Raw genomic sequence first — 20,086 nt, 5'->3', positions numbered from 1 at the left:
GCAATGAATTCCGAGACCCTTGCGGCCGGGCCGCAACAGGCACAGCCGCCCGCGACGTTGACGATTGCTTCGCGCGAGAGCCGCCTGGCGATGTGGCAAGCCGAACATGTACGTGATGCGCTGCGCAAATTATATCCAGCTTGTGACGTGAAAATCCTCGGGATGACGACTCGCGGCGACCAGATTCTCGATCGCACGCTGTCGAAGGTCGGCGGCAAGGGCCTGTTCGTGAAGGAACTGGAGAGCGCGCTGGCCGACGGCCGCGCCGATCTCGCCGTGCATTCGCTGAAGGACGTGCCGATGGCGCTGCCCGACGGCTTCTCGCTTGCCGCGATCATGGAGCGCGAGGACCCGCGCGACGCGTTCGTGTCGAACGACTACGCGTCGCTCGACGCGCTGCCGGCCGGCGCGGTCGTCGGCACGTCGAGCCTGCGCCGCGAAGCGATGCTGCGCGCGCGCTATCCGCACCTCGACGTGCTGCCGCTGCGCGGCAATCTCGATACGCGCCTCGCGAAGCTCGACCGCGGCGACTACGCGGCGATCATTCTCGCGGCCGCCGGCCTGAAGCGCCTCGGCCTCGAAGCGCGGATCCGCACACTGCTCGACGTCGAGACCAGCCCGCCCGCGGCCGGGCAGGGTGCGCTCGGCATCGAGATCGCCGCGCACCGCGACGACGTCGCCGCATGGCTCGCGCCGCTGCACGATCCGCGGACCGCGCTCGCGGTCGAAGCCGAGCGGATGGTGTCGCGCGCGCTCGGCGGCAGCTGCGAGGTGCCGCTTGCCGCGCACGCGGTGTGGCGCGCGGGCGAACTGTATCTGACGGGCCGCGTGTCGACGACCGACGGCAAGCGTGTGCTGACGGCCGAGGAGTGCGGAGCCGTCATGACCGTCGCCGATGCGCTCGCGCTCGGCCGCGCGGTGTCCGACGAGCTCGAGGCGCAAGGCGCGCTCGACATCGTCAAGGCGCTGCTCGCCGGCTCGCAGGCCGGCAAGGGCGACGCCTGATGGCGGGCGGCGCGCGCGCGTTCACCGCTGTCCTGACGCGCCCGGACGGCCAGTCGGACGCGCTTGCGTCGCAACTGGCCGATGCCGGCTGCGACGTGCTCGAATTCCCGCTGATCGACATCGCGCCGGTCGACGATCCGGCGCCGCTCGACGCCGCGTTCGCGGCGCTTGCCGACTACGCGCTCGTGATTTTCGTGTCGCCGAACGCGATCGACCGCGCGCTCGCGCAGTACGGCGCGATCTGGCCGAACGCGCTGCCGGTCGGCGTGGTCGGGCCCGGCAGCGTCGCGGCGCTGGAGCGGCACGGCATCGCCGCGCCCGCGCATCGCGTGATCGCGCCGCACGCGCCGGCCGACGGCGGCGTGCCCCGTTACGATTCGGAAAGCCTGTTCGCGTGCATCGAGGCCGCGTTCGGCGGCGCGCAGGCGCTGGCGGGCAAGCGCGTGCTGATCGTGCGCGGCGACGGCGGGCGCGAATGGCTTGCAGACCGGCTGCGCGAGGCCGGCGCGGACGTCACGCTCGTCGCCGCGTACCGGCGCGTCGTGCCCGAGCCGCGCGTCGGCGCATGGGAGCGCGTGCATGCGCTGCTCGACGGCGCACCGCATGCGTGGCTCGTCACGAGCTCGGAAGGCGTGCGCAACCTGCACGAACTCGCGCGGGCGCACCTGAACGATGCCGAAATCGACGCGCTGAAGCATGCGCCGCTCGTGACGCCGCACCCGCGGATCGAGCAGACCGCGCGCGCATTGGGTTTTGATAGGATTACGCTGACCGGCGCGGGCGATGAGCGCATCGTCCGCGCGTTTCGAACGATGGCCGACGAGGCCGTCCAACCGGCGACAGCCGCACCGGTGACTAAACGCATGACAGATACCAACGATTCCAAAAGCGTCGCTTCCCAGCCGGCCGCTGCATCCGCACCGCCGTCCAGTCCTCCTTATCTTGCGCCCGAGCCGCGCGCGCGCCGCGGCGGCAGTGCGCTGCTGTGGTTCGTCGTCGTCGTGGTCGGCTGCGCGGCGGGCGTCGGCGGCTATGCGCTGAACCGCAAGATCGACCGGCTCGACGGCACGTTCGTCGCGCGCCAGAAGGCGCTCGACGCGCAGACGGCCGAGACGCGCATGAAGACCGAGCAGGCGCTCGCGAGCACGCACCAGGTGGACACGCAGCTCGCGCAGCTCGACGGCAAGCTCGCCGACGCGCAGAGCGCGCAGCAGGCATTGCAGCAGCAATATCAGGACCTGTCGCGCAACCGCGATGCGTGGATGCTCGAGGAAGTCGACCAGATGCTGTCGAGCGCGAGCCAGCAGCTTCAGCTGACGGGCAACACGCAGCTCGCGCTGATCGCGCTGCAGAACGCCGACGCGCGTCTCGCGACGTCGCAGAGCGCGCAGGCCGTCACGGTGCGCAAGGCGCTCGCGCTGGACATCGAGAAGCTGAAGGCCGCGCCGGCGGCCGATCTCACGGGCCTCGCGATCAAGCTCGACGACGCGATCGCCAAGATCGACGCGCTGCCGCTGTCCGGCGAGGCGATCGTGCCGCATGCGGCGCCGAAGGCCGCGCCGGCCGACGCCGCATCGACGGCCGTGGCCGGCGCGCCGCGCTGGAAGGTCTGGTGGCACGACTTCTCGGCCGGCCTCGGTCAGCAGTTGAAGGGCCTCGTGCAGGTGCGCCGGATCGACAACGCGGACGCGATGCTCGCGTCGCCCGACCAGGGCTACTTCGTGCGCGAGAACGTGAAGCTGCGCCTGCTCACCGCACGGCTGTCGCTGCTCGCGCGCAACGACAGCGCGATGAAGGCCGACCTGCACGCCGCGCAGGCGTCGCTCGGGAAGTATTTCGATCAGGCGTCGAAGGACACGCAGACCGTCGAGGATCTGCTCAAGCAGGTTGACGGCGCATCGCTGACGGTCGCGGTGCCGAACCTGAACACCAGCCTGAACGCCGTTCAGCAGTTCAAGAGCCGGGGGTAACGATGACGCTTCGAGGAATCGTCTGGCTCGCGGTCCTGTTCGCGATCGCCGCGGCGCTCGCCACCTTCGGCCGTTTCGACGCGGGGCAGGTGCTGCTCGTCTATCCGCCGTACCGGATCGACGTGTCGCTGAACCTGTTCGTGATCGCCATCGTCGTGCTGTTCATCGTCGTGTATGCGCTGCTGCGCATCGTGCGCAACATCTGGCGCATGCCGCAGCGGGTCGCCGCGTATCGTGCGCGTTCGCGCAACGAGAAGGCACAGGCGTCGCTGCGCGATGCCATCTCGAACCTGTACGCGGGCCGGTTCTCGCGCGCGGAGAAGGCCGCGCGTGACGCGCTGTCGGTCGACGCGAACCTGGGTGCCGCGAGTCTCGTCGCGGCCACTGCCGCGCACCGGATGCACGAGTACACGCGCCGCGACGACTGGCTGTCGAAGGTCGACGCGCCCGAATGGCAGGACGCACGGCTGCTCGCCGCGGCCGACATGCGCGCGGACGCGCGCGATGCCGACGGCGCGCTTGCCGCGCTGGCCGACATGCAGGCGGGCGGCAAGCGCATCCATGCGCAGCAGGTTGCGCTGCGCGCGCAGCAGCAGTTGAAGAACTGGGCCGAGGTGCTGAAGCTCGCGAAGGCGCTCGAGAAGCGCGAGGCGCTGCATCCGGCCGCGGCCGTGCGGCTGCGCCAGCAGGCCGCGGAAAACCTGCTGCGCGAACGCCGGCACGATCCGGACGCGCTGCTCGAGGTGTGGCAGTCGCTGTCGCCGGTCGAGCGCCAGTCGCCGCGTCTTGCCGATCTCGCGGCCGACCTGCTCGTGCCGCTCGAGCGTCGCAACGAAGCGCGCCGCATCGTCGAGGAAGCGCTCGCGCACAACTGGGATGCACGCCTGCTGCGCCGTTACCCGGACACGGCCGGCGCCGATGCGCTGCCGCTGATCCAGAAGGCGGAAGGGTGGAAGAAGGATCACCCGGAGGATGCCGACCTGCTGTTCGCGCTCGGCCGTCTCTGCCAGCAGCAGCAACTGTGGGGCAAGGCGCAAGCGTTCCTCGAAGCGGCGCTGAAGCTGGCCGACAACGAGGCGCTGAAGGTGCGTGCGCATCGCGCGCTCGCGCGTCTGTTCGAGCAACTCGGCGAAACCGACAAGGCCGCGAAGCACTACCGCGAAAGCGCGCTCGCGATTACCGTGGTCTGACGCAAGCCGCGGCCGCCTGCTGCCGGCGGCCCGCTGAGCTGCGCAACATGCCCCGAACGCCGGATGGCCTTCGGGGCATTTTCTTGTCCGCTGCGCGCCGGCGCCGGACGCGTTATCCGCTACGCGCCGAACCTGCGCAGCAGGTCGTCCTCGTTCGCGACGAACCACACCGATTTCCCGCGATTGGACTCGCGAACGAGCGCGCGTAGCGCTTCGCTGCGCGCGAGCCAGCGGTCGATGTCGCCGACCACGCCGAGCCGCACGCCGTAGTTGACGAGTTTCTGCAGCACCGCGCCGGCCAGTCCGCTGTCGAGCCGGTAGAAGTCGTCGTGCAGCGCGTCGGCGGGGACTGCGACCCAGTCGGCTTCATGCTCGTGCGCGAGCGCGACGAGGTCGAGCGCATCGCTTTCCCGCTGCACGCGGCCGGCGGAAGGATCCAGGACCAGTACGCGGCTGCCGGCCGCCTGAACGATGCGGTGGGGCATGAGGGTTGGCTCCGTCGACATGATCGTCATGCCCCGCGCATCACTTGTCGACCAGCCGCTTCGGCACCGACAGTGCGAGCAGCCCGCCGAGCACGAGGAACCCCGCGAGCATGTACATGCCCGCGTCGTTGGCGCCCGTCACCTGCTTGAGCCAGCCCATCAGGTAGGGGCTCAGGAAGCCTGCGAGATTGCCGATCGAGTTGATCATCGCGATGCCGGCCGCGGCGGCCGCACCGCCGAGGAACGCGGTCGGCAGGCTCCAGAACAGCGGCAGCGTCGTCAGGATGCCGATCGTCGCGAGCGTGAGGCCGAGCATCGCGAGCGCGGTCTGGTGCGCCCAGATCACCGACAGCACGAGCCCCAGCGCGCCGATCGCGGCCGGAATCGCGAGGTGCCAGCGGCGTTCGCGGCGCTTGTCCGCGCTGCGCGCGATCAGGATCATCGCGACCACCGCGGCCGCATACGGAATCGCCGACAGCAGGCCGATCGCGAACGTGTCGGTGACGCCCGTCGCCTTGATGATCGTCGGCAGCCAGAAGCCGACGCCGTAGAGCCCCATCACGAACGAGAAGTAGATGAGCGCCATCAGCAACACGCGCGGGCTTGCCAGCACGGCGCCGAGCGGTGGATCTTCCTTGGTCGCTTCCTCCGCGTCGACGTTGCGCGTGAGCAGCGCCTTTTCGTCGTCGGTCAGCCAGTTCGCCTTCGCGATCCGGTCGTCGAGCTTGAAGAACACGAGCACGCCGACCAGCACCGACGGGATGCCTTCGAGCAGGAACAGCCATTGCCAGCCGTGCCACCCGCTGATGCCGTCGAACGCCTTCAGGATGAAGCCCGAGAGCGGCCCGCCGATCACGCCGGACAAGGCGACGGCCGTCATGAAGAACGTCGTCATCCGGCCGCGCCGGTGCGCGGGATACCAGTAGGTGAGGTAGAGGATCACGCCGGGGAAGAAGCCCGCTTCGGCGACGCCGAGCAGGAAGCGCATCACGTAGAACATCGCGGGCGTCGTGACGAACATCGTCAGGATCGAGATCACGCCCCAGGTCGCCATGATGCGTGCGATCCACACGCGCGCGCCGACCTTGTGCAGGATGATGTTGCTCGGCACCTCGAACAGGAAATAGCCGAAGAAGAAGATCCCGGCGCCGAGCCCGTAGACGGTGTCGCTCAGGTTCAGGTCGCTCGCCATCTGCAGCTTCGCGAACCCGACGTTCACGCGGTCGAGATACGCGACCACGTAGCACAGCAGCAGGAGCGGCGTGAGCCGCCACGACACCTTGCGGTAGGTTGCTTCCTCGAATGCGCCGGACGAACCCGGCAGCGACTGCGTCGATGTTGCCATTTTGTCTCCTGTCGACCCAAGTTGGCGCTTTAGCGCTTACTTGGGTCCCATGCTATGCGGTCGACCCAAGTCGGCGCTTCAGCGCCTGCCTGGATCCCATGCTTTGCGGTTTTTATGGTTGACCGGAGCCGACACATCGGCACCCGATCCGGTTTCGTGCGAAGCAATACATGAATGCCGTGCCGGCCGGTGAATCCCGACGCGGCACGCGAACAGCCAGGTGCGGCTAGATGCAGCGTCCGCCGTCGACTTCGAGACAGACGCCCGTGATGAATTCGGCCTCGTCGGACGCGAGGTAAAGCGCCGCGTTCGCGATGTCCTGCGGTGTCGAGAAGCGGCCGAGCGGGATCGTCGCGAGGAAGCGGCTGCGGTTGTCGGGCGTGTCCTCGCAGCCCATGAATTCGGTCATCAGGGCCGTCTCGCCGAGCACGGGATTGATGCAGTTCACGCGGATGCGGTCGGCGCCGAGTTCGGCCGCGAGCGACTTGCTCGCGGTGATCATCGCGCCCTTCGTGCTGTTGTACCAGACGAGGCCCGGGCGCGGCCGCACGCCGGCCGTCGACGCGACGTTCACGAACACGCCGCCGCCCCGTTCGCGGAAGTACGGAACGAAGGTCTGCACGCACCAGAACAGGCTCTTCATGTTGACCGCGTACACGCGGTCGAACTCGGCTTCCGTCACGTCGAGCACCGGCTTGTTGCGGTGCGTGGTGCCTGCGTTGTTCACGACGATCTGCACCGAATGGAAATCGTCGAGCGCGGCCTGCAGCAGCGCGTGCCAGTCGTCCTGCTTCGACACGTCGCCCGCCACCGCGATCGCCTTGCCGCCCGCGAGCGCGATCTCGCTCGCGACGCGCTCGGCCGCCGCGCCGTTCAGGTCGTTGACGACGACGTTCGCGCCTTCGCGCGCATACGTCTTCGCGATGCCTTCGCCGAACCCCGAGCCGCCGCCCGTGACGATGGCCGTCTTGCCGCTCAACCGCATGGTGTGTCTCCTGTGCTGGTTATGAGAGTCGTCGTGCTGCGCAATGCGGCCGGCCGCTGCCGGCCGCGTTTCGCGTGCCGCGCGTTCAGCCGTGCCGGATCGCGATCGTCTTCAGTGCGGTAAAGCCGTACAGCGCCTCGAAGCCTTTTTCGCGGCCGTGACCCGAGTGGCCGACGCCGCCGAACGGCAGTTCGACGCCGCCGCCCGCGCCATAGTTGTTGATGAACACCTGGCCCGCACGCAGGCGCCGCGCGACGCGCATCTGGCGCGCGCCGTCGCGCGTCCAGATGCCCGCGACGAGGCCGTACGGCGTGCCGTTCGCGAGCGCGACGGCTTCGTCTTCGTCGACGAAGCGCATCGCGGCGAGCACGGGGCCGAACACTTCCTCCTGCGCAAGCCGGTGCGACGGCGGCACGTCGCGCAACAGCGCGGGTGCCTGGTAGAAGCCGCTTTCGGGCGCGTCGGCGACGACCTGCCCGTGCGCGGCCATCGGAATGCCGTCGTGCTGCGCGTCGGACAGGAAATCCCACACGCGCTGCTGCTGCTTCGCGTTGATCAGCGGGCCGCAGTCGAGGTCGGCGCGGCTCGGGCCGACGCGCAGCCCGTTGAACGCGGTAGCGAGGCGCTCGAGGAGCGGCTCGTAGACCGCACGCTCGATCAGCACGCGGCTGCCGGCCGAGCAGGTCTGGCCGCCGTTCTGCACGATCGCCGACACGAGCACGGGCAGCGCCGCTTCGAGATCGGCATCGGCGAACACGATCTGCGGCGACTTGCCGCCGAGTTCGAGCGTGACCGGCACGTGGTTCTCGGCCGCCATCTGCGTGACCAGCTTGCCGGTGGCCGGCGAACCCGTAAACGAGATGTGGTCGATGCCCGGATGGCGCGCGAGCGCGGCGCCGGCTTCATGGCCGTAGCCGGTGACGATGTTGAGCGCACCGGCCGGCAGCCCGGCCTCGGCGGCCAGTTCGGCGACGCGCAGCACCGACAGGCACGCATCCTCGGCCGGCTTGACGACGCACGCGTTGCCGGCCGCGAGCGCCGCGCCGACGCTGCGCCCGAAGATCTGCATCGGGTAGTTCCACGGCACGATGTGGCCCGTGACGCCGTGCGGTTCGCGCACCGTCAGCACCGTATAGCCGGCCTGATAGGGGAGGGTTTCGCCGTGCAGCTTGTCGGCGGCGCCTGCATAGAACTCGAAGTAGCGCGCGAGCGCGGCCGCATCGGCGCGCGCCTGCTTCAGCGGCTTGCCGGTGTCGCGCGCCTCGATCGCCGCGAGTTCCTCGATGGAATCGGCCACGCGCGCCGACAGCCGCATCAGCACGCGGCCGCGCTCGGCGGCGCTCGCGGCGCCCCATGCGCCCACGAATGCGTCGCGGGCTGCGGCGACCGCGCGCTCGATGTCGGGCGCGGTGCCGCGCGCGATCGTCGCGAACGGCTGGCCGTCGGATGGGTCGACGACCGCGATCGTTTCCAGTTGCGCGGGCAACGTCCATTCACCCGCGATGAAGTGCTTCGCCTCTTCCATGCCTGCTCCTGTCGAACAGCGTTAGCGCTTCAGCGCTTACTCTGGTCCCATGCTTCGCGGTCGACCGGCGCCGGCGCTTCAGCGCCGACGCCGATCCCGTCCAACGCCGCTTGTGGTTCGACGGCCGGACATCCGGAACGATTATCGCGCCGATCGTCATCCGGACGCCACCGGTCGATTGGCTATAATGGCGCATTCCGTTGAGGGACGCCTGCGGCGGTGCATCGGCCGCGGCGCCCTGTCCCGAATTCCCATCGACCTACAGAGAGCGCTCATGAGCTTCAATCATGTTCCGGCCGGCAAGGACCTGCCGCAAGATTTCAACGTGATCATCGAGATTCCCGCGCAAAGCGATCCGGTGAAGTACGAGGCGGACAAGGAGCTGGGCCTCCTCGTCGTCGACCGCTTCATCGGCACGGGCATGCGCTATCCGGTGAACTACGGCTACATCCCGCAGACGCTGTCGGGCGACGGCGATCCGGTCGACGTGCTGGTGATCACGCCGTTCCCGCTGCTGGCCGGCTCGATCGTGCGTTCGCGCGTGCTCGGCATGCTGCAGATGACCGACGAGTCGGGCGTCGACGCGAAGCTGGTCGCGGTGCCGCACGACAAGATCTGCCCGATGACGGCGAACCTGAAGTCGATCGACGACGTGCCCGAGTACCTGAAGGACCAGATCAAGCACTTCTTCGAGCAATACAAGGCGCTCGAGAAGGGCAAGTGGGTGAAGGTCGAAGGCTGGGCCGGCATCGAAGCCGCGCACAAGGAAATCACCGACGGCGCCGCGAACTACAAGAAGTAAGCGGCGCGCCGGCCGACGGCCGGTTCGTGTGAAACGCAAAACCGCGCGTGTCTCCTCAGGAGGCCGCGCGGTTTTGTTTTGCGCGCGCGGTTTTCTTGCGTGCGGAAGGGGAGGCGGGCGGGGCGGTGGTCAACGCGTCCTTCGCGCCCGTCGTGTGTTTGGCGCGTCGAGGCGCAACGGAGACCACGGTGGCTTCGGCGGATTTCGTGGCCGACGGACGGCGGCGAACCGGTGCGGGGCCGGTGGTGTCGCGTCCGTTCGTGACGGGCTTGCCGTTGGCTGCCGGAGCTTTTCTTTTCGACGATGAGGACGCGGCCTGTTGGCCTTTTTTCGACGGCGTGCCGCGCGACGAGGTCTTTTTCACGACCGCATCGCCGTCGGTCTTCGCGTTCTTCGCGACCGGCGCGGCTTTTGCCGCCTTTGGAGCATTGGCGGCTTGTCGGGTCTTCGCGGTTTTCGCAGACTTGATGGCTTTCTCGGCTTTCTCGGCTTTCTCGGCTTTCTCGGCTTTCTCGGCTTTCTCGGCTTTTCCGTTTTTTCCGGTCTTCGCGGCAGGCCGCTCAATTTCAGCCGTCTTCGTCGCGCTATCGACGTTCTCCGCTTTTGCCTTCACCTTCTTCCGCCCGCGCGCACCCGCCTTCAACCCGGCAGCCTCACCATTTCCGTCGACCGTCACACCAACCGGCAGCACCGATTCCAGCGTCCGCAACCCGGCCGCCAGCTCGCGCTTCTGCGTGGGCGTGAGCCGCTTCACCCAGTATTCGGCGCGCGACGCGCTCGACCGGTCGGGCAGCGGAAACGACGCGAGCACCGCGCGCGGCTTGCGCGAGCGCGTGTAGCGCGCGCCCTTGCCGGCGGCATGCTCGTCGAAGCGCGCGGCGACGTCGGTCGTGATGCCCGTGTAGACGCTGTCGTCGGCGCATTCGATCAGATACAGAAACCAGGACATGGCGGGGCGGCGGGATGCGAAGCCGCCAGTGTCTCAGAAAAGTTGCGCGTCATCGCAGTCCGTCGCCGTGCCCGTCGCGAAAGCGGCTCGGCGCCGCGCCGAGTTCGCGCGTGAAGAAGCGCGTGAACGCGCTCGTCGAACGGAAGCCGACGCGCACGCCGATCTCGCCGATCGGCAATTGCGTATTCAGCAGCAGGTCGCGCGCCTCGCCGAGCCGTGCCTGCGCGACGAGCGCGTGGAAGCCGACGGCTTCGCGATGCAGCCGCCGGCGCAGCGTCCAGCGCGACATCGCGAAGCGCGTGCACACGTGCTGCATCAGCGTGTCGGCCGGCACGTCGGCGTCGTCGGAGGTACGCAGCCAGTCGCGCACGCATTGCTCGACGGACGAGCCGAACGTCGAGCGCACGCGAACCCGGTCGCGCGCGGCGTCGGCCGCATGACGCTGGATGCCGGCGAGCGGCGCATTGTAGCGCTCGAACGGCGTGTCGAAGTGCGCAGAGCGCAGCACGATGCGGTTGTGCGCGGCGTCGAACGACACCGGCGCGCCGAGCATGTCGCGCAGCGCGGCCGCGGGCGCGAACGCACGGCCGGCGAATTCCGCGTCGTCGACGCGCGCGTGCGGATCGTACAGGCGCGCGAGCGCCGCGAGGATCGCGAGGTTCGCGAGCGCGCTGCCCGCGTGCCGGCCGTCTCCTTCGTTCACGTATTCGAGCGCGATCGCATCGCCGTTCTCGTGCGCGAAGACCCAGTCGACGTTGCCGATCAGCTCGCGATAGTGCAGGTAACCGTGCAGCGCGTCGCGCAGCGTCGCCGCGTTGCACGTGACGCCCGCGAGCTCCGGGAACGGCACGAGCCACGGCACGGCCTGAGGCGGCGAGCGGTGCCAGGACAGCGGCCATCCGCTCGTCAGCCGCATCGCGGCGACGTGCCGGTCGCCCGCGATGCGGCGCGTGTCGTCGGCGAGTTCGGCCGGCCCGATGCCGAGCGCCTCGTAAAGCGGAGCAACGTCGATGCCGTTCGCGCGCGCGTCTTCGCACAGCCAGCGGTAGATCCGGATGGATACCGATTTCTGTCGCAACTCCATGTCTGTCTCCCTGTCGTCATGCCGTTCGGGTTTGTCCCCGCTGCGAGAGGTCAACGCATGCTCCTGCCGGTCAAGCGTGGTGACCGGTCGATTTTTAGACTCGGACGCTGGAGTGTGGCGACAAGTACAACAGATCGATTCAGGAGGATCAATGAAAACTTCGCTGTTCCGGTGTTCGACGATCGCGTCCGCGTGCGCGCTCACGGTGCTGCTCGCGTCGTGCGGCGGCGACGACATTCAGCCGGGCCCCGTCGCGCCGGCCGACCCCGATGCCGCTGCCGACCAGCGCGCGGCCTCGCTCGTCGCGCAACTGACGGCCGACGAGAAGCTGCAGCTCGTGCACGGCACGGGCCTGCCCGCACTCGACCTGGGCGGGCCGTTTCCGGCCGACGCGCTGAACGGCGCGAGCTACATCCCGGGCGTGCCGCGGCTCGGCATCCCGGGCGTCAGCAGCGCCGATTCGGCGGGCGGCGTGAACGTGAAGAATGCGCGCGTGACCGCGCTGCCCGCGCCGGTCGCGCTCGCGGCGACATGGGATCCGGCGCTCGCGGGCACCTACGGCACGCGCATCGCGCTCGAACTGCGCGCGCTCGGTTTCGCGGAAGGGCTCGGCGGCGGCGTGAACCTCGCGCGCGAGCCGCGCAACGGCCGCACGTTCGAATACATGGGCGAGGATCCGGTGCTCGCGGGCACGCTGAGCGCCGCGCGCACGAACGCGACGCAGGCGCAGAAGGTGATCGCGACGATCAAGCACTTCGCGTTCAACGACCAGGAAACCAACCGGATGACGATCGATTCGGTCGTCGACGAGCGGACCATGCGCGAGGCCGAGCTACTCGCGTTCGAGATCGGCGTGAAGGACGGCCAGCCGGGCAACGTGATGTGCTCGTACAACAAGCTGAACGGCGTCTATGCGTGCGAGAACCCGTATCTGCTGACGACGGTGCTGAAGAACGAGTGGGGCTTCAAGGGCGTCGTACAGTCGGACTGGGGCGCGACGCATTCGACGGTCGCGGCCGTCCAGGCGGGGCTCGACGAGGAACAGCCGGGCGCGGCCGACGACAACAACGCGCCGCTCGGCTCGTTCTTCAACACGAAGCTGCGTGCGGCGCTGCAGGCCGGCAGCGTATCGGTCGCGCGCCTGAACGACATGGTGCAGCGCAAGCTGCGCACGCTGATCCGCATCGGCGTGATGGACGCGCCGCCGAAGCCGGGCGGTGCGATCGACGAAGCCGCCGGCAACGCCGATGCGCTCGCGATCGCGCGACAGTCCGCGGTGCTGCTGAAGAACGCGGCCGCGCCCGGCGATGCGCAGCCCGTGCTGCCGCTGGCGGCCGGCGTGCTCAAGTCGGTCGTCGTGATCGGCGGCCATGCGGACGCGGGCGTGCTGTCGGGCGGCGGCTCGGGCGCGGTGCCGGCGATCGACGGCAATGCGGTGACGACCTGCCAGCAGCCGGCCGACACGCTGTTCGGAGGCTGTGCGACCTGGTACAAGTCCGCGCCGCTCGCGGCGATCCGCGCGAAGGCGCCGAACGCGTCGGTCAGCTATCTCGACGGGACCGATGCGAACGCCGCCGCGAGCGCCGCCGCGCAGGCCGATGTCGCGATCGTGTTCGCGACGCAATGGCAGACGGAAGGGCTCGACCTGGCGAGCCTGTCGCTGCCCGATGCGAAGGCCGATCCGTACAACCAGCAGTACGACCAGAACGCGCTGATCGCCGCGGTCGCGGCGAAGGCGAAGCGCACGATCGTCGTGCTCGAGAACGGCAGCCCCGTGCTGATGCCGTGGCTCGCGAACGTACACGGCGTGCTCGACGCATGGTATCCGGGCGTGCAGGGCGGCCAGGCGATCGCGGACCTGCTGTTCGGCGATGCGAACCCGTCGGGCCGGCTGCCGCTGACGTTCCCGAAGCAGGAGGCCGACCTGCCTCAGCCGACGATCGACCCGTCGGGCCGGCAATCGGTCTATGCGGAAGGGCTCGCGTACGGCTACCGCTGGTTCGACGCGAAGGCGATCGAGCCGCTGTTCCCGTTCGGCTATGGGCTGTCGTACACGACGTATGCCCTTGCCGGGATGACCGCGCAGGCCGATGCATCGGGCAACGTGACGGTTGGCGTGACGGTGACGAACACGGGCGCGCGGGCCGGTACGCAAACGGTGCAGATCTACGCGGCGTTGCCCGCATCGCTTGGCGAACCGCCGAAGCGGCTCGTCGGCTGGACCAAGGTCGCGCTGCAGCCGGGCGAGTCGCGCGCGCTCAGCATTGCGGTTCCGTCGCAGCGTTTCGCGACCTGGGACGTGAACACGCATGCATGGCGGGTAAGCGCGGGCAGCTATACGCTCACGGCCGCCGCGTCGTCGCGCGATCCGCAGGCGCTGTCGCAGGCGGTGTCGCTCGCGGCGCGCTGACCGGCCGCGTCATGCGCGGGGCAGACCCGGAGCATCGCTCCGGCCGGCCTCGCGCCGAATGTGCCCGATGCAGACCGGCGGCGCACGCGCCGACTCGCGCTACTCGGCGCCGCGCCGGAACGGATCGTGCTCGCGCAGCTCGTCGACGTACGCGTGAATCTGCTCGGTCTCGCGTTCGAGAAAGCGCGCGACCGCATCCGAGAACGCCGGGTGCGCGAGCCAGTGCGCGGAGTGCGTGACGGTCGGCAGGAAACCGCGCGCGAGCTTGTGCTCGCCTTGCGCACCGCCTTCGAACGTATCGAGCCCGGCCTCGATGCAGAATTCGAGCAGCTGGTAGTAGGCCGTTTCGAAATGCAGGCAGGGCACGTGCTCGAGCGCGCCCCAGTAGCGGCCGTACAGCGTGCCGCCGCCGTGCTCGCCGCGCCGGTAGATGGCGAGCGCGCTCGCGATCGGCTGGCCGTCGGCTTCCGCGATCACGAGCAGCAGGTTCTCGGGCATTGTCGCGCCGATCGTGCGGAAGAAGTCGAGGTTCAGGTACGGGCTCGAATAGTGTTCGCGGTAGGTCTGCCGGTAGCAGCGCGAGAAGAAGCGCCAGTCGGCATCGCTGATCCGGTCGCCGGTCAGCCGCCGGAACGTCACGCCCGCATCGTGCACCTTGCGCCGTTCCGCGCGGATGTTCTTGCGCTTCTTCTGCTCGAGCGTGGCGAGGAAATCGTCGAAGTGGCGGTAGCCGTCGTTGATCCAATGGAACTGCACGCCTTCGCGCAGCATCATCCCCATCGATTCGAGGAGCCGCGCTTCGTCGCCGGTCGGGAACAGCACGTGCAGCGACGACACGTCGCTCTGCTCGGCGAATGCGAGCAGCGTGGCCGCGAGGCGGCGGCGCGCATCGTCGTCGGCCGCGAGCAGGCGCGTGCCCTGCACGGGCGTGAACGGCACCGCGCACAGCAGTTTCGGGTAGTAGGGCAGGTCGTTGCGCTGGTACGCGTCGGCCCACGCCCAGTCGAACACGTATTCGCCGTACGAATGCTGCTTCGCGTAGACGGGCGCGGCGGCAACGAGGCGGCCGGTGCCCGCATCGGTCAGCGTGACGAAGTGCGGCGACCAGCCGGTATCGTCGACCGCGCAGCGCGCGACGTGCAGCGCGTCGAGGAATTCGTGGCGCAGGAACGGCGTCGGCTGCGCGTCGCGCGCGAGCAGCGCGTTCCACTCTTCGGCCGGCACCTCCGCGGGGGACGACAGGATGCCCGTGCGATAATCGATGCGTTCGTGTTTCAAGCGTGAATCCGTACCGTTGGATGTTGCCGGATGCGTGCCGTCGTGGCCCGCGTCCGGGACGATTTCGTCAGCCGTTCAGGGCGCGCCGCCGGGCTGCGCCGATCCCGTCATGAAGACCCGACTCGCTCTCGCCCAGATCAACGTCACCGTCGGCGATTTCGCCGGCAACGTCGCGCGCATCGTCGCAGCCGCGCGCGCCGCGCACAACGATGGTGCGCACCTGATGGTCGCGCCCGAACTCGCGCTGTCCGGCTATCCGCCGGAAGACCTGCTGCTGCGGCCCGCGTTCTACGCGGCGGCCGCCGCCGCGCTCGACTCGCTCGCCGACGCGCTGAAGCCGTTCGACGGGCTTGCGGTGCTGGTCGGCCATCCGATGCGCGGCGTGGGCGGCGATCCGATCGCGCCAGCCGTCGATGGTAATGCAAACCGCCCGATCGAGCGCGGCGTGCCGCCTACCGACACCTTCAACGCGGCGTCGCTGATCGTCGGCGGCGAGATCGTCGGCACCTACCGCAAGCAGGATCTGCCCAACGCCGAGGTGTTCGACGAGAAGCGCTATTTCGCGACGGACGCCGAGCCGCTCGTGTTCGAGCTGAACGGCGTGAAATACGGCGTGATCATCTGCGAGGACGCGTGGCACGCGTCGGCCGCGCAGATCGCGAAGGCGGCCGGCGCGCAGGTGCTGCTGATCCCGAACGGCTCGCCGTACCACATGAACAAGGAAGCGGTGCGCATCGAGATCCTGCGCGCGCGGATTCGCGAGACCGGGCTGCCGATGGTGTACGTGAACCTCGTCGGCGGCCAGGACGAGCTCGTGTTCGACGGCGGCTCGTTCGTGCTCGACGCGCAGGGCGCGCTCGTCGCGAAGATGCCGCAGTTCGACGAAGGGCACGCGATCGTCGAATTCGACGGCGCGCAGCCGCTGCCCGGCGCGATCGCGCCCGAGCTATCGACGGACGCGCAGGTGTACCGCGCGCTCGTGACCGGCGTGCGCGACTACATCGGCAAGAACGGGTTTCCCGGCGTGCTCGTCGGGCTGTCGGGCGGCGTCGATTCCGCGCTGGTGCTGGCCGTCGCATGCGATGCGCTCGGTCCCGAGCGCGTGCGCGCGGTGATGATGCCGTCGCGTTTTACGGCCGACATCTCGACCACCGATGCGGCGGAGATGGCGCGGCGCGTCGGCGTGCGCTACGACGAGATCGCGATCGCGCCGATGTTCGACGCATTCCGCGCGTCGCTCGCTGGCGAGTTCGCGGGCCGCGCGGAAGATGCGACCGAGGAGAACATCCAGGCGCGCATTCGCGGCACGCTGCTGATGGCGCTGTCGAACAAGTTCGGCTCGATCGTGCTGACGACCGGCAACAAGAGCGAGATGGCGGTCGGCTACTGCACGCTGTACGGCGACATGGCCGGCGGTTTCGCGGTGATCAAGGATATCGCGAAGACGCTCGTGTACCGGCTCTGCCGCTATCGCAACGAAACGGCCGACTACGTGCTGCGCAACGTGATCCCCGAGCGGATCCTGACGCGCGCGCCGTCGGCCGAGCTGCGCGAGAACCAGACCGACCAGGACAGCCTGCCGCCGTACGACGTACTCGACGCGATCATGCGGATGTACATGGAAGAAGACCGGCCGCTCGCCGAGATCGTCGCGGCCGGTTATGCGCAGGCCGACGTCGAACGCGTGACGCGGCTCATCAAGATCAACGAATACAAGCGCCGCCAGGCGCCGATCGGCATCCGCGTCACGCATCGCGCATTCGGGCGCGACTGGCGCTACCCGATCACGTCACGCTTTACCGAGCGTCTCGACTGACCCGTGCGCGGCTTACCGCACGGCTTACAATCGGGATCGCGCTTTTTCATCCAAACGAGCATTGAGGGACAACCATCATGAAACGCATTACAGCCATCATCAAGCCGTTCAAGCTGGACGAAGTCCGCGAAGCGCTCGCCGAAGTGGGTCTCACGGGCTTGACCGTGACGGAAGTGAAGGGCTTTGGCCGCCAGAAGGGGCATACCGAGCTGTATCGCGGCGCCGAATATGTGGTCGACTTCCTGCCGAAGATGAAGATCGAGGTGGTCGTCGCGGAAGCGCAGGTCGACCAGGTGATCGACGCGGTGATCGGCGCGGCGCGCACCGGCAAGATCGGCGACGGCAAGATCTTCGTGTCGGACGTCGAACGCGTGATCCGCATCCGTACCGGCGAAGAGAACGAAGCGGCCGTCTGAGCGCCGCATTCGTCAGTGGTCAGTGGGCCGTGCGAAACCGGCCCGCCAATAAAAAACGGTGCGATACCCGGTTGGGTACCGCACCGATACGCGCCTCTCGCAGCAGCGTGGAAAGTGTTGTCGAATCGTTCTTTGGACGGCGCCTGATCAGAACAGGTGCTGGATGCCGGCGTAGACGCCGGTCTGGCTGCCGCCCGGATGCGGGTTGCCGGTCGACACGGCCGTGCCCGCGCCGTTCGCGTTCAGGCCGAAGTTGGCCGTCGAGCTGTTGCGCACCGTCGCGACCTGCACGTCGAACAGCGTGCGCTTCGAGATGTTGTACGAACCGCCGACCGTGTAGATGTTCGCGTTGCCGCCGCCGTGGTTCGCGTTCACGTGATACACGGCCGCGATCAACGCCGCTGCCGGCGTGGCCTGCCACGTCACGCCGCCCCAGATCTGCTGGGTGCCGGTGATACCGTTGTTGACGGCCGGGCCGCCGCTGCCGTCCGCGTGCGACGACTGGTAGGCGGCCTGCAGCTTGAACTGGCCGAGGAACACGTTCGCGCCCGCGAAGTATTCACGCGAGTAGTTGAACACGTCCGAGAAGCGGCCGTTGCTGTCGCGCGTTTCGTCGTAGATGCCGCGCAACTGGAACAGCGAGTTCGTGTAGGTGATCTGCGCGCCGGCTGCACGGCCCGGCTGGCCGGCCGTCGTGTTGCCGTTGAAGCTGGTCGAGTTCGAGAACGCGAACTGGCCGTAGAAGTCGAAGCCGTAGAACTGCGGCGACTGGTACGACACGTTGTTGCTGGTCTTGTTCCAGTTGCGGCCGCGCACGAGCGATGCCGACGACCAGCTCGACTGGCCCAGCGGATCGAAGTCCCACACGCCGTTCGCGATCGCGAGTTCACGACCGAACAGCAGCGTACCGTAGCGGTCGTTCGAGATGCCGACCGTCGCGAAACGATCCCAGATCGAGCCGGACGTGCCGAGACCGCCGTTCATCGTGTTGAACGCGCCTTCGAGGTGGAACAGGACCTTGTTGCCGCCGCCGATGTCCTCGCTACCCTTCAAGCCCCACAGGCTCGTGCCCCAGTCGCCGCTTTCCGCGCGCACTTGGTGGCCGTTTTGCAGGCCGTTCAAGTACTCGATGCCGGCATCCAGACGGCCATACAGCGTGACGCTGCTCTGCGCGTGCGCCGTCACCACCCCAGCAGCCATCAGCGCGGCCGCGACCAAAGCTTTCTTCATCATCTCCTCCATACCCTGTCAAAAAGTCAACCCAGACTGCACGAGATGCCCGGAGCGCGAGCGCCGGGCAAAAGCGGGATAACCAGGGAGACCTCGTGCAGGGCCGGTAAGCACGGCACGCGGGCAAGCAGACGGAAAACCGTTGAGCGGTCCCGCGCAGCCGGGTCGGCCTGCGGGGTCTCCTTGTATTGTCGTGAAGCTAAACTACATTTCACGAACTTCGTTTTGCTACTTTGGTTACTAATTTAGCAAAAATACAATTTTGTGGCGATGGAAATCGTTGTTTGACTAACACCTGTCGCCAATTTGCCATGCAACACAGTGCGCAACAGGTGCCATAAGGGTTCGCAATTACCGGAAAACCCTTGTCCCGCAAGGGAGACATGAATTCCGCGTACATGGGTCAAGGATTGCCACTATTGACGTTGCAGGGGCGCGGGCGTAAGCGCGAAAGACGTGAAATTGGTAAGTATTTCGTAATGAATCGGCGGCCGCCGGATGCCGCTGTCCCATGCCTGCAACGCCCGCCGCATAAGGCGTGCGGCTGCGGCGTATCGAGTTCAGCCGGGGCCCGGCCGTGCGTCGAGCAGCTGCGCGCGAATCCAGCGGTGCGCATCGGTGCGCGCATGCTTCGCGTGCGAGTAGACCTTCACCGTGTAGCGCGGGATCTCGAACGGCGCGGGGAAGATGCGGATCGGCGCCGCGTGCCGCAGCGCCTGCGCGGCGCGGTTCGGCACGGTCATCAGGAGTGCGGATTCCGCGATCACGAACGGCGCGGCGAGCACGGTCGGCAACTGCACGGCGACCTGCCGCGCGAGGCCGAGCCGATCGAGCACGTAGTCGACGACGCCGCGCGCTTCGTTCCATGGCGTGACGACCACGTGGCGGGCCGCCAGGTACTGGTCGAGCGTCAGCCGCCGGCGGATGTCCGGATGCGCAGCGCTTGCGATCACGACGTAGTCGTCGGAGAACCAGTCGAAATCCTCGATGCCCGGCGCGTCGGCCGTCGATTCCTCGTGGTAGCCGAGCGCGAAATCGATGCGGCCGGCCGCCAGCTCGTCGACGGAAATCTTCCGGTCGGAATGCACGACGCGGATCCGCAGCCGCGGCGCGACGTGCTGGATGCGCGCGAGGAACGCCGGCAGCACCGCGAACGCCGTGTAGTCGGTCGCGGCGAACACGAACGTGCGGTCGCTTTGCGCGGGATCGAAGCGGCGCGCGCGGGCGAGCCCCTTCGACATCGCGTCGAGCGCGTCGCCGGCCCACGTGGCGATGTCGTCGGCGCGCACGGTCGGCTGCATCTCGTTGCCGAGTCGCACGAACAGCGCGTCGCCGATCGCGTCGCGCAACCGCGCGAGCGCGTGGCTCAGCGCGGACGGGCTCATTGCAAGCTCGTGCGCGGCCGCGGCGACCGATCGGTGGCGGTACAGCGCGTCGAACGCGAGCAGCAGGTTCAGGTCGAGACGACGCAGGTCGGGATGCATCATGTTCAGGTCCGGATGAAGAAACTGCACTTCCTGCAGGCACGGCGCGAACGTAGCATGACGGTCTGATCGGCGCCAGCGCGCTTGCGCGGCGTCGCTTTCCGTTTCAAGT

Annotated in this window: 16 protein-coding genes; 7 read left to right on the top strand and 9 right to left on the bottom strand. The window is 68.3% G+C overall.

The genetic code is table 11. The features are described 5' to 3' along the window. The first annotated feature begins 3 nt into the window (after positions 1–3). The 3 genes from hemC to MRS60_RS12930 are packed head-to-tail and all read left to right on the top strand — an operon-like array spanning position 4 to position 4,165. Positions 4–1,005, top strand: coding sequence for a hydroxymethylbilane synthase (hemC, locus tag MRS60_RS12940; protein WP_034178741.1), 1,002 nt, complete (start codon positions 4–6; stop codon positions 1,003–1,005). Further along, a complete protein-coding gene (gene hemDX, locus MRS60_RS12935) occupies positions 1,005–2,975 on the top strand; it encodes a fused uroporphyrinogen-III synthase HemD/membrane protein HemX (protein WP_034178740.1) in 1,971 nt (656 codons plus the stop codon). The genes hemC and hemDX overlap by 1 nt, the downstream gene beginning before the upstream one ends. A gap of 2 nt (positions 2,976–2,977) precedes the next feature. Further along, positions 2,978–4,165, top strand: a complete 1,188-nt coding sequence (locus MRS60_RS12930; RefSeq protein ID WP_034178739.1) for a heme biosynthesis protein HemY — start codon at positions 2,978–2,980, stop codon at positions 4,163–4,165. A gap of 119 nt (positions 4,166–4,284) precedes the next feature. Here MRS60_RS12930 and MRS60_RS12925 read toward each other — a convergent pair whose 3' ends face one another. The 4 genes from MRS60_RS12925 to MRS60_RS12910 form a co-directional block, all read right to left on the bottom strand. After that, entirely contained in the window at positions 4,285–4,650 is a 366-nt protein-coding gene (locus MRS60_RS12925; RefSeq protein ID WP_131946339.1) for a DUF4180 domain-containing protein, read from the bottom strand. Positions 4,651–4,690: 40 nt separating this feature from the next. Continuing rightward, positions 4,691–5,995, bottom strand: coding sequence for an MFS transporter (locus MRS60_RS12920; protein ID WP_034178737.1), 1,305 nt, complete (start codon positions 5,993–5,995; stop codon positions 4,691–4,693). Positions 5,996–6,221: 226 nt separating this feature from the next. After that, the gene (locus MRS60_RS12915; RefSeq protein WP_034178736.1) at positions 6,222–6,980 is read right to left on the bottom strand and encodes an SDR family oxidoreductase; all 759 of its coding nucleotides are present in this window, start codon (positions 6,978–6,980) and stop codon (positions 6,222–6,224) included. A gap of 85 nt (positions 6,981–7,065) precedes the next feature. Further along, positions 7,066–8,505, bottom strand: coding sequence for an aldehyde dehydrogenase family protein (locus tag MRS60_RS12910; RefSeq protein ID WP_034178735.1), 1,440 nt, complete (start codon positions 8,503–8,505; stop codon positions 7,066–7,068). A 274-nt stretch (positions 8,506–8,779) separates the two neighbouring features. Between MRS60_RS12910 and ppa the strand changes: the two genes are divergently transcribed. After that, a complete protein-coding gene (ppa, locus tag MRS60_RS12905; protein ID WP_034178734.1) occupies positions 8,780–9,307 on the top strand; it encodes an inorganic diphosphatase in 528 nt (175 codons plus the stop codon). 55 nt (positions 9,308–9,362) lie between these two features. Here ppa and MRS60_RS12900 read toward each other — a convergent pair whose 3' ends face one another. Together MRS60_RS12900 and MRS60_RS12895 are read right to left on the bottom strand one after the other, a co-directional pair. Then, positions 9,363–10,256 (bottom strand): GIY-YIG nuclease family protein, encoded by an 894-nt coding sequence (locus MRS60_RS12900; RefSeq protein WP_243564799.1) that lies wholly within the window; start codon positions 10,254–10,256, stop codon positions 9,363–9,365. A gap of 49 nt (positions 10,257–10,305) precedes the next feature. Continuing rightward, positions 10,306–11,340, bottom strand: a complete 1,035-nt coding sequence (locus MRS60_RS12895; protein WP_243564798.1) for a helix-turn-helix transcriptional regulator — start codon at positions 11,338–11,340, stop codon at positions 10,306–10,308. A 151-nt stretch (positions 11,341–11,491) separates the two neighbouring features. Here MRS60_RS12895 and MRS60_RS12890 point away from each other — a divergent pair, with 151 nt between their 5' ends. Next, positions 11,492–13,750 (top strand): glycoside hydrolase family 3 C-terminal domain-containing protein, encoded by a 2,259-nt coding sequence (locus tag MRS60_RS12890; protein WP_243564797.1) that lies wholly within the window; start codon positions 11,492–11,494, stop codon positions 13,748–13,750. A gap of 99 nt (positions 13,751–13,849) precedes the next feature. Here MRS60_RS12890 and MRS60_RS12885 read toward each other — a convergent pair whose 3' ends face one another. Further along, positions 13,850–15,028 carry a GNAT family N-acetyltransferase gene (locus tag MRS60_RS12885; RefSeq protein WP_034184762.1) on the bottom strand — a complete coding sequence of 393 codons (1,179 nt, stop codon included), beginning with the start codon at positions 15,026–15,028 and terminating at the stop codon, positions 13,850–13,852. Positions 15,029–15,137: 109 nt separating this feature from the next. Between MRS60_RS12885 and MRS60_RS12880 the strand changes: the two genes are divergently transcribed. Together MRS60_RS12880 and MRS60_RS12875 are read left to right on the top strand one after the other, a co-directional pair. Continuing rightward, on the top strand, positions 15,138–16,844 hold the full coding sequence (locus MRS60_RS12880) for an NAD+ synthase (RefSeq protein ID WP_243564796.1): 1,707 nt from the start codon (positions 15,138–15,140) through the stop codon (positions 16,842–16,844). 77 nt (positions 16,845–16,921) lie between these two features. Next, entirely contained in the window at positions 16,922–17,260 is a 339-nt protein-coding gene (locus MRS60_RS12875) for a P-II family nitrogen regulator (protein WP_006398637.1), read from the top strand. Positions 17,261–17,407: 147 nt separating this feature from the next. Here MRS60_RS12875 and MRS60_RS12870 read toward each other — a convergent pair whose 3' ends face one another. Beyond that, a complete protein-coding gene (locus MRS60_RS12870; protein ID WP_105392929.1) occupies positions 17,408–18,493 on the bottom strand; it encodes a porin in 1,086 nt (361 codons plus the stop codon). 557 nt (positions 18,494–19,050) lie between these two features. Next, a complete protein-coding gene (locus MRS60_RS12865) occupies positions 19,051–19,977 on the bottom strand; it encodes a LysR family transcriptional regulator (RefSeq protein WP_034184915.1) in 927 nt (308 codons plus the stop codon). Between the last annotated feature and the right edge of the window lie 109 nt (positions 19,978–20,086).

Origin of the sequence: Burkholderia pyrrocinia, assembly GCF_022809715.1 — a bacterium.
Lineage (GTDB): Bacteria > Pseudomonadota > Gammaproteobacteria > Burkholderiales > Burkholderiaceae > Burkholderia > Burkholderia pyrrocinia_C.
This window is presented reverse-complemented; position numbering and strand designations above follow the sequence as displayed.